Source organism: Dokdonella soli (assembly GCF_039523175.1).
In the GTDB taxonomy this organism is placed as follows: Bacteria; Pseudomonadota; Gammaproteobacteria; order Xanthomonadales; family Rhodanobacteraceae; genus Dokdonella_A; species Dokdonella_A soli.
Window position 1 is genome coordinate 179,322 of record NZ_BAAAEU010000010.1, and the last position, 14,951, is coordinate 194,272.

General features: G+C 63.0%; 14 protein-coding genes. 7 read left to right on the forward strand and 7 right to left on the reverse strand.

Translation table 11 applies throughout. The features are described from left to right. Positions 1 to 68 precede the first annotated feature (68 nt). Positions 69 to 1,475, reverse strand: a complete 1,407-nt coding sequence (locus tag ABD002_RS11460) for a DegQ family serine endoprotease (protein ID WP_343791168.1) — start codon at positions 1,473 to 1,475, stop codon at positions 69 to 71. Positions 1,476 to 1,486: 11 nt separating this feature from the next. On the opposite strand from ABD002_RS11460, the gene ABD002_RS11465 reads away from it, so the two are divergent. Both ABD002_RS11465 and ABD002_RS11470 read left to right on the forward strand, forming a co-directional pair. Then, complete coding sequence (locus tag ABD002_RS11465; RefSeq protein WP_343791170.1) at positions 1,487 to 1,789, forward strand: hypothetical protein; 303 nt, start codon at positions 1,487 to 1,489, stop codon at positions 1,787 to 1,789. Positions 1,790 to 1,940: 151 nt separating this feature from the next. Beyond that, positions 1,941 to 5,408, forward strand: coding sequence for an adenosylcobalamin-dependent ribonucleoside-diphosphate reductase (locus ABD002_RS11470; RefSeq protein ID WP_343791172.1), 3,468 nt, complete (start codon positions 1,941 to 1,943; stop codon positions 5,406 to 5,408). A 6-nt stretch (positions 5,409 to 5,414) separates the two neighbouring features. Here ABD002_RS11470 and ABD002_RS11475 read toward each other — a convergent pair whose 3' ends face one another. Then, on the reverse strand, positions 5,415 to 5,708 hold the full coding sequence (locus ABD002_RS11475; protein ID WP_343791174.1) for a hypothetical protein: 294 nt from the start codon (positions 5,706 to 5,708) through the stop codon (positions 5,415 to 5,417). On the opposite strand from ABD002_RS11475, the gene ABD002_RS11480 reads away from it, so the two are divergent. From ABD002_RS11480 to lepB, 3 genes are all read left to right on the forward strand, one after another. Then, a complete protein-coding gene (locus tag ABD002_RS11480) occupies positions 5,695 to 6,036 on the forward strand; it encodes a hypothetical protein (protein WP_343791176.1) in 342 nt (113 codons plus the stop codon). The genes ABD002_RS11475 and ABD002_RS11480 overlap by 14 nt on opposite strands. A 133-nt stretch (positions 6,037 to 6,169) precedes the next feature. Next, a complete protein-coding gene (locus ABD002_RS11485) occupies positions 6,170 to 6,970 on the forward strand; it encodes a TSCPD domain-containing protein (RefSeq protein WP_343791178.1) in 801 nt (266 codons plus the stop codon). Positions 6,971 to 7,660: 690 nt separating this feature from the next. Then, a complete protein-coding gene (gene lepB, locus ABD002_RS11490; RefSeq protein ID WP_343791180.1) occupies positions 7,661 to 8,557 on the forward strand; it encodes a signal peptidase I in 897 nt (298 codons plus the stop codon). 295 nt (positions 8,558 to 8,852) lie between these two features. Here the strand turns inward: lepB and ABD002_RS11495 are convergent, their stop codons facing one another. Continuing rightward, a complete protein-coding gene (locus ABD002_RS11495) occupies positions 8,853 to 9,275 on the reverse strand; it encodes a DUF6326 family protein (protein ID WP_343791182.1) in 423 nt (140 codons plus the stop codon). Between the two features lie 100 nt (positions 9,276 to 9,375). Then, complete coding sequence (locus tag ABD002_RS11500) at positions 9,376 to 10,245, reverse strand: DUF4386 domain-containing protein (protein WP_343791184.1); 870 nt, start codon at positions 10,243 to 10,245, stop codon at positions 9,376 to 9,378. A gap of 27 nt (positions 10,246 to 10,272) precedes the next feature. Here ABD002_RS11500 and ABD002_RS11505 point away from each other — a divergent pair, with 27 nt between their 5' ends. Further along, positions 10,273 to 10,917: a hypothetical protein gene (locus ABD002_RS11505; protein WP_343791186.1), complete on the forward strand. Its 645-nt coding sequence runs from the start codon at positions 10,273 to 10,275 to the stop codon at positions 10,915 to 10,917. Positions 10,918 to 11,127: 210 nt separating this feature from the next. Here ABD002_RS11505 and ABD002_RS11510 read toward each other — a convergent pair whose 3' ends face one another. Both ABD002_RS11510 and ABD002_RS11515 read right to left on the reverse strand, forming a co-directional pair. Next, positions 11,128 to 11,958 carry a hypothetical protein gene (locus ABD002_RS11510; RefSeq protein ID WP_343791188.1) on the reverse strand — a complete coding sequence of 277 codons (831 nt, stop codon included), beginning with the start codon at positions 11,956 to 11,958 and terminating at the stop codon, positions 11,128 to 11,130. Between the two features lie 42 nt (positions 11,959 to 12,000). Further along, complete coding sequence (locus ABD002_RS11515) at positions 12,001 to 13,137, reverse strand: glycosyltransferase (RefSeq protein WP_343791190.1); 1,137 nt, start codon at positions 13,135 to 13,137, stop codon at positions 12,001 to 12,003. A gap of 336 nt (positions 13,138 to 13,473) precedes the next feature. Here ABD002_RS11515 and ABD002_RS11520 point away from each other — a divergent pair, with 336 nt between their 5' ends. Continuing rightward, positions 13,474 to 14,091 (forward strand): hypothetical protein, encoded by a 618-nt coding sequence (locus tag ABD002_RS11520; RefSeq protein WP_343791192.1) that lies wholly within the window; start codon positions 13,474 to 13,476, stop codon positions 14,089 to 14,091. Positions 14,092 to 14,145: 54 nt separating this feature from the next. Here the strand turns inward: ABD002_RS11520 and ABD002_RS11525 are convergent, their stop codons facing one another. Beyond that, positions 14,146 to 14,892: an AraC family transcriptional regulator gene (locus ABD002_RS11525; RefSeq protein ID WP_343791194.1), complete on the reverse strand. Its 747-nt coding sequence runs from the start codon at positions 14,890 to 14,892 to the stop codon at positions 14,146 to 14,148. Positions 14,893 to 14,951 lie beyond the last annotated feature (59 nt).

The window sequence follows — 14,951 nt, forward strand, 5'->3', positions numbered from 1 at the left end:
CAACCGTGCGTCACGAATTGCGGGTGCGCGGTGCGTTCAGCTTTGAGGCCGGCACGCCGGCCTCCGCATCACTGCAGCAGCAGGTAGTAGGCTTCCTCGCCGCGCAGCAGGGTCAGCATCAACTGGCGCGGATGCGCGCCGACCAGCTGGCGGAAATCCGCTTCGCCGGCGAGGTCGCGCCGGTTCACCGCGACGATCACGTCGCCGTTGCGCAGGCCGCTCGCGAACGCGCGGCTGTTCTCGTCGATGCGTGTCACGCTGACCCCGCCGATGCCCTGGCGGCGCAGGTCGTCGCCGACCTCTGCGAACTGGATGCCGGCGAGGCGCTTGTCCAGCGTTTCGCCCTTGAGCACGCGCACCTCGCTCGCCTTGAGCGCGGTGCTGATCGCGAGCGGCTTGCCGTCGCGCAACAGGCCGACGCTGACGGTCGCGCCGGGTGCGGTCAGGCCCTCGATGTTGTGCAGGTCCTGCTCGCCGGCGACCGGCTTGCCGTCCAGCGAGACGATCACGTCGCCGGGCTTGAGGCCGGCGAGTTCGGCCGGCGTGCCTGCGCGCACGCGCGTGACCACCGCGCCCTTGGTGTCCTTGAGGGCAAGCAGGTTCGCGAGCTGCGGGGTGACGTTCTGCGCCTCGACGCCCAGCACGCCGCGCTTGACCTCGCCGGTCGCGACCAACTGGCGCATCACGTCCACGGCGAGGTTCGACGGAATCGCGAAGCCGATGCCGACGTTGCCGCCGGACGGCGTGTAGATCATCGAGTTGATGCCGACCAACTCGCCGCGCAGGTTGACCAGCGGGCCGCCGGAATTGCCGGGATTGATCGAGGCGTCGGTCTGGATGAAGTTCTGGTAGCCCGAGCCGCGCAGGCCGGAGCGGCCGAGCGCGGAGACGATGCCCGAGGTCACGGTCTGGCCGAGTCCGAACGGCTCTCCGATCGCGACCACGAAATCGCCGACGCGCAGCTTCGACGAATCGGCGATCGGCAGTGCGATCAGCTTCCCGGCCGGGATCTGCAGCACGGCGAGATCGGTGTCCGGATCCGTGCCGAGTACCTTGGCCTTGACGGTCTGACCGCCGGTCAGCGTAACCGAGATGTCATCGGCACCGGCCACGACATGGTTGTTGGTCAGCACGTAACCCTTGTCCGCGTCCACGATCACGCCGGAACCGAGCGACTGCTGCACCCTTTCCTGCGGCGTGTTCGGCATGCCGAAGAAGCGCCGGAAGATCGGATCGTCGAAGTACGGATTGCGCACCGCGACGCGCGTCTTCGAGGCGATGTTGACGACCGTCGGCGTGACGTGATCGAGCATCGGCGCGAGCGAGGGCAGGGCTTGGCCGTTGACCACCGGTGGCAGCGCGGCCGGCGCGCGGCCGGCGCCTGCGAACAGCGCGGCGGCGAGCACGGTCCCAGCCAGCAGGGCTCGTGCGGCGCGGGTCGGGCGGCCACCGAAATCGCGGAAGAATCTGGGCATGGAAAGCATCCTTGTTGCTGGAAGAGGGCAAGCATCGGCGGATCGTTCAGACCGCGCAAATCCGCTCCGGTTTCCGTGTTTTCAAGCGTGCCGATGAGATCGCGGCGCGCACGGTTCAGCTTCGGCAAGTGCGCGCGTCACGCCGTCAAAAAACTGCTTTACTTCGCCAGTCCGCAAGCGTACGTTACCGAACGGCGTCACAATATGTTGTGGTTGATGACGTCTTGTTAACCAATACATTGGGTATTGTTACGCGCAATGCCGCACAGCGGTGCGGGGCCTGGAGAGGGCGGCGGGGTGACGATTCAACCTGATCTGCGCTGCCACGCAGCGCCAGCAATTTCTGTGGATGGACCGCGTCGTGGGCGGGCGTCGCTTTCGCCGGCGGTGCGCGCCGCGTGGTCAAGCGTTGGATGCAACAAAACCGGGCCCTGACCCGGCCGAATTCCGGAGGAACGAACAACAATGAGCACGGTGCGCCTCGAGCAGCTCGCACGCGGGGCGGCGGAGATTCCGCTGCAGCCGGCGTCCTACGACATCTGGGACAAGAAATACCGCCTGAAATCCAAGCAGGGCGAACCGGTCGACCTCTCGATCGACCACAGCTACCAGCGCGTCGCCAAGGCGCTGGCCGATGTCGAGGAAACGCCGGAGAAGAAGAACTACTGGTACGACCGCTTCCTGTGGGCGCTGCGTCGCGGTGCGATCCCGGCCGGGCGCATCACCTCCAATGCCGGCGCGCAGGAGCACAAGCCGAAGACCTCGACGATCAACTGCACGGTGTCCGGCACGATCGACGACTCGATGGACAACATCCTCGACAAGGTGCACGAAGCCGGGCTTACGCTGAAGGCCGGCTGCGTCGCGCCGGGGACCTGGGTCGTCACCGAGCACGGCCTGGTCACCGCCGATCAGGCGGTCGCCGGGAAGCATGCGCGAATCCTCAGTTACGACCGTGATGCGCGCCGCTTCGAGATGCGCGCAATCGAGAAACACCTGACCACGCACGTCGCACGCGAGGACAACATCCGCATCCGCGCCAACGGCGTGGTGCTGACCACGTCCGTTCGTCATCCGGTGCTGGTTTACCGCGACGGCGTGCAGCGTTACGTGCGTGCCGACGAGGTCACCGAGGGCGACGCGCTGGTGCAGAAGGCGTACGCGTGGCGCGCCGACGACGCGACGATGCTGAATGCGTGGTTTGCCGGCGCGCATCTCGGCGACGGCTCCGCCTACGAAAAGCAGCATGACTACCGCGCGAATCGTACCGCCTGGAGGCGGCGCGCCGAGGCGATGGGCCGTCGCTTCGTATTCAAGATCCGAGCGGCCGAGCGGGAAGTCGTAGAGCGCTACGCGGCATTCTTCGCGGCGTTCTGCGCGTCGCGCGCACAGGTAGTCGCGACGACCACGCCGAACGGCACGCCGGTGTGGGACTACACAGTGGCGAGTTTCGCGGCGAGTCGCGCGACGACCCTGATCGACGATCAGGTCGGCGCCAAGACCGCGCATCTGCATGTGCCCGCCTGGATCGCGCAGCATCCGGAGCGGCATTTCCTGCCGTTTCTGGCCGGTCTCATCGATACCGACGGTACGGTCGGCCGCGAGCATGGCAGCGCGACCATTGCGACGCAGAACGCGGCGTTCGCCGGCGAGCTGAAGGCCCTGCTCGGCCTGTTCGGCGTGCACGCCAGCCTAACCCTTCGCCAGCCGCGCAGCCACGATTACCACGGCGCTACGATTCGCGACGGCGGCGGCGCGATGCTGAAGATCTCCGACTCCGCGTTCCTGCGCGAGGTCGCGCGCTACATGGCCGATGGCGGCAAGCGCGGTCGCATCCACGCGCATGCGAGCCAGTCGGGCCAGTACGACCGCTATGTGCTGCCGAAGGATCTCGGCAATGCGCTGGTCGAGCTCGCCGCGACACTCGGCCATGAGGAGCGTCAGAGCCTCGGTTTCTACCACGGCTACCACACGCGCCACGTGGTCAGCCGGGTCTGGCTCGACCGCTGGGCCGAACGCTTTCCGGCGCTGCGGCCGCTGATCGATTTCGCGCGCTGCCTGCGCCCGCTGGAAGGCATCGAGCGCGGACTCGACCTGCCGGAGACGTTCTACGACTTCACCGTCGCGGAGCACAACAACTACCTTGCCGGCAACGCGGGCTTGTTAGTCATTCACAACTGCGGCATCGGCTATGAATTTTCGACGCTGCGCCCGCGCGGCGCGTACGTGTCCGGCGCCGGCGCGTACACGTCCGGGCCGCTGTCGTTCATGGATATCTACGACAAGATGTGCTTCACGGTGTCCTCGGCCGGTGGTCGCCGCGGCGCGCAGATGGGCACGTTCGACGTCAGCCATCCGGACGTCAAGGAATTCATTCGCGCCAAGCGCGAGGACGGGCGCCTGCGCCAGTTCAACCTGTCGCTGCTGATCACCGACGGTTTCATGGACGCGGTCGAGCACGACGCGGACTGGCCGCTGGTGTTCCCGGTGCACATCAAGGAACAGCACGAGATCGACCTCGCCGACACGGAAAAGGTGGTCTGGCGCGACTGGCCGACGCACCGCAACTACGTGACCCGCGACGACGGCCTGGTCGCTTGCAAGATCTACGGCCACATCCGCGCGCGTCACCTGTGGGACATGATCATGGTCTCGACGTACGACTACGCCGAGCCGGGCTTCATCCTGATCGACCGCGTCAACGAGATGAACAACAACTGGTGGTGCGAGCACATCCGCGCGACCAACCCATGCGGCGAACAGCCACTTCCGCCGTACGGCTCCTGCCTGCTCGGCTCGGTCAACCTGACCACGTTCGTGCGCGATCCGTTCGGCCCGAAGGCGCGTTTCGACTGGGAGGAATACAAGGAAGTCGTGCGCGTGTTCACGCGCATGCTCGACAACGTGGTCGAGATCAACGGCCTGCCGCTCGCGCAGCAGCGCGACGAGATCACCCAGAAGCGGCGCCACGGCATGGGCTTCCTCGGCCTCGGTTCCACGCTGACCATGCTGAAGATGCGCTACGGCGCCAAGGACGCCTGCGCGTTCACCGAGGACGTCGCGCGCGAAATGGCGCTGGCCGGCTGGGAAGTCGCGCTGTCGCTGGCCAAGGAAAAAGGCCCGGCGCCGGTGCTGGCGCGCGATTTCGAGGTCACCGGCGAGATGCTGCGCAAGCGCCCGGAAATGGTCGCGGACGGCTACAAGGCCGGCGACACGATCCCCGGTCGCGTGCTGCACGCGAAGTATTCGCGCTACATGCAGCGCGTGGCCGAGGCGGCGCCAGAGCTGGTCGCCGAGCTGGCCGAGGTCGGCGCGCGCTTCACGCACCATTCCTCGATCGCGCCGACCGGCACGATCTCGCTGTCGCTCGCGAACAACGCCAGCAACGGCATCGAGCCGAGCTTCGCGCACCACTACAGCCGCAACGTGATCCGCGAGGGCAAGAAGTCCAAGGAGAAGGTCGAAGTCTTCAGCTTCGAGCTGCTCGCCTACCGCGAACTGATCAACGGCAAGGCGATGCCGGGCTCGCAGGAAGCCGACGAGAAGCTGCCCGAGTACTTCGTCGCCGCGGACGACATCAGTCCGGTCGAGCACGTCGATATCCAGGCCGCCGCACAGCGCTGGGTCGATTCCTCGATCTCCAAGACCGCCAACGTCCCGACCGATTATCCGTACGAAGACTTCAAGGACATCTACCGCTATGCCCATCGGCAGGGCCTGAAGGGCTGCACCACGTTCCGCTTCAATCCGGCGGCCTTCCAAGGAGTGCTGGTGAAGGAGCATGATTTGGCCAACACCACCTACCGTTTCGAACTCGAGGACGGTTCCGTGGTGGAGGTCAAAGGCAACGAAGAGATCGAGTACGATGGCGAAACGCACACCGCGGCGAATCTGTTCGATGCGCTCAAGGAAGGCTACTACGGCAAGTTCTAGGGCGCTTCAGTGCAGGTTCCGAACATCGGTCGCGTACGCGTCGGGTCCATGAAACTCGTGATGTCCGTTCAACCCATCAGGCTCACAGAAAACGGAGAGGGGAACACCCATGCATAGCGAAGGCGGCAGTTCCGGTAGTTCGTTCGATAGTCTGAGAGAAGGTGCATCGCAGATCGGCAGTGCTGTCGCCGACGCGGCGAGCGCGGTGGTGACTTCGGTCGGCACTGCGGCGTCCGACGCGAAGCAGGCGGTCGAGAACACCGCGAAGAAGGTCGCAAAGAAGGCCGTGAAGGCGCGCAAGCAGGCCGCGCGCAAGGTCAAGGCGGTCGTCGCCAAGGCCAAGCAGGTGGTCGCGAAGAAAGCTGCACCGAAGAAGGCGGCGAAGAAGGCTGCGCCGGTGAAGAAGGCCGCCAAGAAAGCAGCCAAGAAGGTCGCGAAGAAAGCCGCGCCGAAGAAGGCTGCAAAGAAAGTGGCAAAGAAGGCTGCCGTGAAGAAGGGCGCCCGGAAGGCGGTCAAGAAAGTTGCAAGGAAGGGCGCAGCAAAGAAAGCCGCTGTGAAGAAGGGCGCCAGGAAGGTCGCGAAGAAGGCAACGAAAAAAGTGGCGAAGAAGGCGGCCAGGCGCCGCTAGTCCGTCGCGTCACCCGCCATCGACCGGCCTGCACCGGCCGGTCGATGGTGAATCCATCCAGGGAATGCGCGCCGCTCCGCGCGCCGTGCCGGCCACGCCGGAACCACCACGTACCAGCAAGCAGTCACTACCCATGAAGATCAGCAAGAAGATCAAGGGCTACAGCGTCGTCAAGCCGGAAGAAACCACCAAGGTCGTCCCGGCAGCCGAGGCGCCCGAAAGCGCGCCGTCCGTGCCGATGGCCGAAGTCATCCAGATGCACGAGAAAGTCGAGCGTCCGGACACGCTGATCGGCGCCACCTACAAGATCAAGTCGCCTCTGTTCGAGCACTCGCTGTACGTCACGATCAACGACATCGTGCTCAACGCCGGCACCGAATACGAACTGCGCCGCCCCTTCGAGATCTTCATCAACTCGAAGAACATGGAGCATTTCCAGTGGATCGTCGCGCTGACCCGCATCATGAGCGCGGTGTTCCGCAAGGGCGGCGACGTGACCTTCCTCGTCGAGGAACTGAAAGCGGTGTTCGATCCGCGAGGCGGCTACTTCAAGGCCGGCGGTGTCTACATGCCGAGCATCGTCGCCGAGCTCGGCTACGTGATCGAGACGCATCTCAAGATGATCGGTCTACTGGTCGATCCGGAGATGAGCCCTGAGCAGCGTAACCTGATCGCCGAGAAGCGCGCGGCCTACGACGCACGCGCAAAAAAAAACTCTGAAATAAGCAATGACCTTGCGGGCGCTGGTGCCGAAGCCGCCCGCAAGGACGCCACCGCTTCTGTAGGAGCGGCTTCAGCCGCGATGCCCTCGTCCGATTCCGCCAGTGCCTTCCCTCCTGGCGCCACCATGTGCAGCAAGTGCAACACGAACGCGGTCATCCTGATGGACGGCTGTGCAACGTGTTTGAATTGCGGCTACAGCAAGTGCGGTTGATGGGGAGGGAATGTCCTCAATCTTGCTGTGGGGAAGGATAATTAGCGCAATTTTGTGAAGAAGTACTGCAAGTGCCCTGTGCGCCTTGCGAGTAGTGCCACAAGTAGGCTTGTCGAATCTACTCTCGCACTGCGAGTCTATGATCCGTCGCGAATTTTGCACGTCGCGTGAGTGACTTCCGTGAGTGCGGTGCAGGCGAAGCGGTCGCTGAGGTGGGGCTCGCCGTTGGGCGAGCTTCGTCGGGGATCGACTTAGCCGCAAACGAAAGCGCGCAGAGCATAGATGGCGCAGGTGGCTATGATCCCGGAAAGGTACTTCGCCGAAAAAGCTTTAGCCTTACGTCGAACCAGTTCAACGCGATCGAAGAGTTGATGCAGAGAACCGGTTTCTGGAATCTCCCGTCACGCAACGGAGGTGTGGGCCTCGATGGCTCGGAGCGGATAGTCGAAGGTGCCACCGACAAATACCACGTCGTCAGCAGATGGACGCCTAGCTCCGGCCCAGTTCGCGAAATCGGTGAGAAGTTCTTGTCCCTTACTGAGTGGCAGTATGGGCCGTTCTACTAGGAGGCATATGCCTCGCCGAGTCTGATCGGAACTACTATTCGAGCTGATGGCGGGCGACCACGGGCCGCCCGTTTCCAACCGCTGCGGAAGGCGGCTTGCAAATTCGAGAGCGAAGTCTTGTCACATGAGCGAACGCATTGAGCCGTCCCTTGGCGACGTCAGCTTTGATTTGGGGTCTGAGCGCTCTCCCAGAAAAGGTCCGGAAAGACTTCGGCGAAAGCCGTGGCTTGCCTTCCTACTTGGCTTCTTAGTGGGTCCACTTTCGTGGATCTACATAGGGCGCTACGGCGTCGGCGTGCTCATTTACGTAGTCCAACTAGCCGTCCTTGCGTTGTTTGGCGTCACTGGTTGGGCACAGAGCGTGGGCGGAGTATGGTTCATTGGCTTATTCGGCCTTGCTACAAACCTGATTTCGATCGTTGCTGCTTGGCTAATCGCACGCCGAATTCAAAATAGCTTTGAACCGCGCTGGTATAACCGATGGTATTGGTATCCCGTTCTATGGCTTGTCGTCGTCGTACCCGTTGGCTATGCGGCATTCCACAAAGCGATATTTCTTGGCTTCGATACTTACCGCATACCAAGCGGGAGCATGGAGCCAACGATCGCAATCGGTGATTTCGTCGTCGCCGACACGCGGTCCAAAGCAGTGCAAGGGGTCTCGCGAGGAGAGATTGTCGTGCACTACTCCAAGCGTGACCCCGACGTCCTGCACATACGTCGCGTTGTTGGTCTCCCTGGCGAGCATGTTGTGGTTTCCGCCGGTGCCGTGCAGATTGACGGACAGAACCTGCCCCAAGGAAAGATGGGTTCGAATTTTCTAGACGAGAAGTGGATGCGCTACCGAGATCTGAAGCTGGGTCCGGACGAATACTTCCTGATGGGCGACAATCGGGAAAACAGTTTCGATAGTCGTACAGAGGGCCCCTACGCGCGCGATTCCATTGTCGGCGTAGCCACAACGAGGTGGTATTCTGCAAAAGGAATGACGCTAGGATCCTTAGCAAAATCAACGCCTTGAGAGCCTGACAACCTTTTGCGCAAAACCACGCCGGAAACTAAGCTTTTACGCGAGATCCGCACAACCTTCTACGTGCGAGGCTGATGTAACCGATTGATTTTCCATGGTCACCAAACCAAGCTTTTACGCGAGCGGACACGTGTCCGCTTGCGCAATAGTTGTATTCCTAGCGCATAAGTCTGTTTTTCTTTCGCAAAAGTTTGTTCGGGGCCCCTTTTTGGGCCTCTTTTTTTCGCTGGTTACCGCTAATCAGTAGCTGTTCCACAGCCGGCGTCCACGCCAGAATTAAACCCTTTTATGTTGCTTCCTGCTTGGGCCAATTCCATGCATACCAGGCAATGAGTCCCGTCAGTAAGACTTCAATGATCCCGAAGAATATGTAAAACGCCCAATCCCACATTGTTATAAGAATGATCGCCGTATAGATCGCGCCGAAGATGATGTTCAGCCAGCGATTGAGGTTCGGCTTTAACACCAGTGACAGGAAAATCATGATGCTCGGGATCGCCATCATGAGCGAGGTTCCCAACAAAACCCCTTGAGTAGTTGGTCCAAGCGGTCCCATTTTTCCTTCGAGCATCTTTTGCAGCGTCCCCGGCACGTAGAGCCCGAAGTAATCCGCATAGATGTAACAGAACATCAGACTTGCCCACAGGGCTGAAATCTTCATCTTCACGTGGATCCTGATGTCGTCCAAGGTTGTTCCGGCTTTCTTCATTGAGTCCAATTGGTTTCTCCTTCGAATACACTGAGGTGAGCGCGAGCGGCTTCAAGCGGACGGATTACTCCAAGCAGATCCGCGAGCAACGCGCCCACGACTATGCTCCGCTAATTCGCCTAGCGTTTGCCTTCCCAGCATCCACTCCCATCACCAACAGCCACAGGCAAAGTGCTAGTTCCGCTATTCCGCCGAGCATCGAGAGATCGGGCAGATGAGCTGCGAACGAGGGCGAAAGAAAGATCGCGAAGCTATCGATCACATAGCCTATGCCCCCGATCGCCATCAGCGCTCCCAATATTCGAGGTAGAAAGCCAGACCTGAAAACCAGATATCCGATCATCAGGCAATAGACCCCGAAGAATACCCCTGCAATGTTGTAACCCCGCGCATGCATCTTGAGAGCAATAAGCGCAAGGGCTTGCAACTGAGTTGGTTCAAATGCGCTCAAATAGTGAGCGTTTCCTAGGAGGACCAGAGGGGCCAGATGGTTGAGGGAGTTGACGGCCAAGACGGCAATGCCCACCAAGCTGGAGAAGGCGGCGAGCAGAGAGAGGCTCCTGCCCGCCGATTTGAACAAGCTGTAGAAGAGGAGCGTCACGGCGATATAACTCGCGAGCATGATGAGATCGGCGGCCAGACCCAAACGATACAACGGCTCGTGCGCCAGGATGTTCGTTGCTGTCGCTGCGGCGTCATCGCGCACGACAAGTGTGCCGCGAACAAAGACCTCGGCGAACACACCCATGATGATGGTGATCAGATAGAAGGCGCCGGCCAATCTGGCCCATAGGCGCGGCGATGTTTCAACGCCCCCGTCCATCATTTTGGCCCCTGGTAAGTATAGGTAGACACCCGGTAGTGTGACGATGCTGCCAAACGTGGCAAAGCCGTTTGCGACGAACGAAGGCCCTCCGCGGTCGAGGCGCGGTTTGGGCCGACGAACGGCAATGCGAAGTTGATACGCCACCTTTGCACTCGTTGGGGAAGATCGCGCATGAACATCCGGACGGTTTCCTTCATCGTCGCAGCGGCACTGACGCAGACACCCACGCTCGCGGCTGCGGCGCCGGGGGCTCAATCGTTCGATGCCGCTATGTCGGGTTCGTCCCCGCCCCTGGAAGTGGTCGACGCCGCCCACGCGGTCGTCGGGCGCTACGTCCGCTCCACGCCGGACCTGCAAGGCGCCGTAGTGCTGAACGCAAAGGGCTACAGCTTCGCTATCCAGGCGGCCAATGCGCAACTCTATGGCAACGAAGTCTTTCCACTGGATGGATTCGCGGCCGATGCCTTTCCGGCGTACCGCGCCATCGGCCATCTGTCGTCTGACTGCTCCGGATCGGCCTACCTGCTGGTGCCGGAAGCGGGGTACGTGGTGCGCACCACCGTCTACAACGGCAGCTATCAGATGGTCTTCGCGCCGATCGGAGAACTCCCCCTCGTACGCACGTTCGGGTCTGTCCGAACGGAGAGCTCATCCGATTGCGGACGCCTCGGTTCGCCGGAAGATCATTGGTCCGTGAGCGCCTATCCCAACAGCGAATACGTGACCGGTTTTCCGCTGAGCGGGTATGTGGCGCCGCTGGCGATCCGTATCGTCGATGACATTTTCGTCGATGGCTTCGACCCTGCCGCGCCTTGAAAGAGCTGGCGGCGTCAGAGCTGAGCGGCGCCATTGGTCGTGAATCCGGATTCCACGCACAGCTCCCATCGCGCCGCGGGCATGTTGTAACCGAGCCAGGCCGCACCCAGGAGAGGTAGTTTTCCGCCTTGAACCCTGACTGGGTGCTAGCGGGAGTTGCCGCGGCGGCCAGGAACGTCTATTTATGGCGTCTATTCACAGGTATAGAAGTCAGCAATAGCGGTTCGCAACGACGTTCGAATGCCACGGGCGCACCCACTCTTCAGGGGAGTTGTTCATGTCGATGTCCCGGCTTCGTCGCACCGTCATTGCTGCAGCCATTGCCAGCACGCTTGCGTGCGCAGATGCGTTCGCGCAGAACGTCACGGTGACACCGCCGAGCGGCGGCGGCTTCGTGGTGAACAACGCGGCCAATACGGCGATGTTCACGATCGATGCAAACGGAAACCTGGCGATCGCCGGGCTCGCCGGGCTCGGCGGCGCGGCGGCGCGGACCAGCCCGGTCTGATTCGATTCGGTGACCGGCGCCGTCGGTCCGAGCGCGTCCGGTGCACTCGTCGGACCAACGGGGCCGACCGGAGTGATGGGCGCAACCGGTGCCACGGGCCCCACGGGTCCGACTGGCCCTACCGGCGCAACGGGCGCAACCGGGGTCGTATCGCTGACCACTTTCACGACGAACGTGGCAATCTCTATTGCAGGAAACAACACCGTCGTTGCTACCTGCGGATCAGGTATCGCGATCAGCGGAGGATGCACATCGGATCCTATCCAGGACTTGATTTCTTCGTCGTACCGCAGCTCGGCGACGACTGGACCTGCAGGATCTCGAGTTCGGGCGCTACCTGTCGGCCCAGGTCTACTGCAATTGATCGAGGCTGCCGGCTGCCGGCTGCGCGTCAACCGCTCAATGATCGGATTCGCGCAACCGGCGAACGCCTGACGGCAACCGACCGTCCGGCGGACGAGGACGGTTGCGGCCAGGGCTTCCGGATCGGCAAGTTCCTGCGTCGAGGGAATGCGGGCATGGACCGGGTCCATGGCCTGCCTAAGTATCGCGCAACATCGCCTGCGACGCGGCCTTCAGATGTCCTTGCCGAACCGTGCATTCGCCGCGACGCGCTCGCGTTCGCCGGCTGGCAGCGCCGGATTCGCAAGCAGGGCTTCGCACAGCGCAGCCGATTCGGCGCGTCGGTCGATGTAGTACGCCGCCACCGCCTGTTCGTCGCGTGCGCGCCAGCGGTAGACCGAAAGATCCAGGAACAGGAGGTCGGCCGGCAGCGGCAATTCGGCCGCGGCGCGCGCGTGCAGATACGCGCTTGCGTAGCGATGCCTGAGACGCAGGAAACGTGCGAGCTCGCATAGCGGTTCGGCGCGCGTCGCGCGTGTCTCGTACGCTGCTAGATACGCGTTGATGATCTCGGCCTCGCCGGCGGCGAGGCGTTCGAGCATGGCCGCGATCTGGAAGCGCGCGTACCACACTTCCTCATCCCATCCGCCCATCGCGGCGCGGCGCCGGTATGCGTCGAGCGCACGCACGTTCTCGCCGGCATCGCGCAGACTCTGCGCGAGGTAGAACGCATACCGCGCATTGTCGGGCTCCTGCCGCAGAGCCGCTTCAAGCACCTTGGCATCGGCCAGATACTTTTCGCGCTGCGGACGCTGGCTGCGCGCACCGTCGGGGAAGCTGCACACGCGCAGGCCATCGAGCAGTTCGATGCGCGGTTGCGGATCGACCGCGGGATATTCATGCAGCACGCCGTGCCAGCGCCAGCCGGCATCGTGGCGCAGGAGTTTTGCACTGCGGTATTCGAATTCGCTGTCGGCCAGGCGCTGGTTCACGTAATACGCCGGTGCATCGAGGTGCCCGGGAAAGCGTGCGGCGCGGTCGATCTCGATGATCTCGTCGGCGTCGAGGATCAGCGCGTAGTCGCCGTACTGCCGCGCAAGCTCCAGGGCCTGGTTGCGATTGCTCGCGAAATCGACCCACGGCCGTTCAATCAAGGCACCCGGCAGATCGGCGAGCAGGTCGCGGATCAACGATTGCGTGCCGTCGCTCGATCCGGTGTCGACGATCGCCCACGCGCCGATCAGCGGGCGCACGGAGGCGAGGCATCGGCCGATCACCGCCGCCTCATTCTTGACGATCATGCTGAGGCACAGCTGGGGTGCGAACGGTGGCCCGTTCGCGCGCGCCGCGCTGACATCGGATGCGCTCATCGGCTGCCGAGAGTGCCGGCAAGATACGCTTGGGCGTGAACGACAGCGTGCGCGATCATTCTTCCGGTCTTCCGTTGCAAGCGGACGGCGCGCCGGATGCGCGCGCTCCCGAAGCGTGGCATCGACAACGGAATGCGGTCGCGCCTGTGGATCGATCGTAAGGGCCGCTCCCGCGGCGTGCAAGGCCGCCGCCACGGTGGGACCGCAGGGCGACGCGAGCGCAATTTCGCGATCTATTGCGCGCGACCGGCCTGATCGCCGACGATGGACCTGTCCAGGGCTTGCGGAGGCATCGTGATGGGATCGCGAATCCGAAGTGTTGCAGCAGGCACCGTCATGCCTCGTGCCTCGCGCACGGCGACTTCCGCTCTTCACGGCGCGCGCATCGCGCTCGCGGGCGGCCTCCTTCTGACGGGCGGCGCTGCGAATGCGGCCGTGGGTGCGACGGCGGTCGCCGGCGGCTCGCTCATCGTCAATGGCACGCTGGCGAACACGACGGTGAACGTTTCCAACAACGGCACGCTGGGCGGAAACGGCACGATCGGTGGTGACGTGATACTCGCGCCGAGCGGCACCGTCGCGCCGGGCGCAGTCGGTGCGGTCGGCGAACTCGACGGCAATGCATTCACCTGGCAGGCCGGTGGAGCGATCGCATTTCAGCTTGGCACGAACAACGCCGCATCCGATCACCTCGTGTTCGCGGGGAGCCTTGCCAGGCAAGGCACCGGAACATTCCAGTTCAAGTTCACCGACGGTGTCGCACCGCCGACACCAGGAACGACCTACACACTGATCACGTTCGCGAACCAGAGCGGCTTCAGCCCGACCGACTTCAGCTATGCGTACAACGGCGCCCTGAGTGCGCTCAACGGCCAGTTCCACCTCAGCGCGACCGCGTTGACGTTCAGCGTGATCTCGACGCCGGTCGAGCTGCAATCGTTCGAGGTCAACTGAGAGTGGATCGGCATGCACTGCCGAGTTCGGCAGCGCCGTAACGAGCAGCCCGGATCAGCTTGCCGGCTTGATGGCCGCTTCCTGCATCTTCCGCGTTTGCAGCGAAGCCATGCCGCGGTAGTCACGCGGGCTCATGCCCACGGTCGCCTTGAACTGACGCGCGAATGCGCTCTGATCGGCGAAGCCGCAGGCCAGGCCGATCGCGGCGACGCTGTCGGTGCCGTGCAGCAGGCGCATCGCCGCCTCGATGCGCAATTTGGTCTGCACCTGCTGCGGCGTGAGCTGGAACACGCGCCGGAAATGCCGTTCCAGCTGGGCCACGGAGAGGTCGGCCAGCTCGGCCAGCGTGTGCACGCGCACGCTGTCCGCGTAGTGCTCCTGCAGATAGGCCAGCACCCGGCGCAGGCGCAGGTAGGTCGGGTGGCGGCCATCGGGCTTGCCGAGATCGCGCGAGATGCCGACCACACCACGCACCTTGCTGCGCGACCACAGCGGCCGCTTGCAGGTGAGGCACCAGCCCGGCTCGCGGTTCGGAAAGATATGCACTTCGAGCTGGTTCTCGATCACTTCGCCCTGCAGTACGCCGAGGTCTTGCGTGGCGTAGGAGCCGCCCAGGATGGCCGGAAATAGTTCGGTCACGCTGTGGCCGATCACCTCGCTGCGATGCTTGAGGCCGAGCCGGCGCACGAGCGTGAGATTGGCGTGCGTGTAGCGGCCGGCGTCGTCTTTCACGAAGAACACGACATCCGGCAAGGCATCGAACAGCGCCTGGAGTTCGTCGGCTGGAATCTTCACGCCCATCGATATGTTCCCGGCGGCTCTCGAGTAATGGCAGGCTTGCGCGTGCTGCGTTGCACACG

Bases quoted from the DNA above. Each gene is read 5' to 3' on its own strand.
- ABD002_RS11460 (WP_343791168.1), bottom strand. From the start codon at position 1,475: ATGCCCAGATTCTTCCGCGATTTCGGTGGCCGCCCGACCCGCGCCGCA.
- ABD002_RS11470 (WP_343791172.1), top strand. From the start codon at position 1,941: ATGAGCACGGTGCGCCTCGAGCAGCTCGCACGCGGGGCGGCGGAGATT.
- ABD002_RS11485 (WP_343791178.1), top strand. From the start codon at position 6,170: ATGAAGATCAGCAAGAAGATCAAGGGCTACAGCGTCGTCAAGCCGGAA.
- lepB (WP_343791180.1), top strand. From the start codon at position 7,661: ATGAGCGAACGCATTGAGCCGTCCCTTGGCGACGTCAGCTTTGATTTG.
- ABD002_RS11495 (WP_343791182.1), bottom strand. From the start codon at position 9,275: ATGAAGAAAGCCGGAACAACCTTGGACGACATCAGGATCCACGTGAAG.
- ABD002_RS11505 (WP_343791186.1), top strand. From the start codon at position 10,273: ATGAACATCCGGACGGTTTCCTTCATCGTCGCAGCGGCACTGACGCAG.
- ABD002_RS11510 (WP_343791188.1), bottom strand. From the start codon at position 11,958: ATGGACCCGGTCCATGCCCGCATTCCCTCGACGCAGGAACTTGCCGAT.
- ABD002_RS11515 (WP_343791190.1), bottom strand. From the start codon at position 13,137: ATGAGCGCATCCGATGTCAGCGCGGCGCGCGCGAACGGGCCACCGTTC.
- ABD002_RS11520 (WP_343791192.1), top strand. From the start codon at position 13,474: ATGCCTCGTGCCTCGCGCACGGCGACTTCCGCTCTTCACGGCGCGCGC.
- ABD002_RS11525 (WP_343791194.1), bottom strand. From the start codon at position 14,892: ATGGGCGTGAAGATTCCAGCCGACGAACTCCAGGCGCTGTTCGATGCC.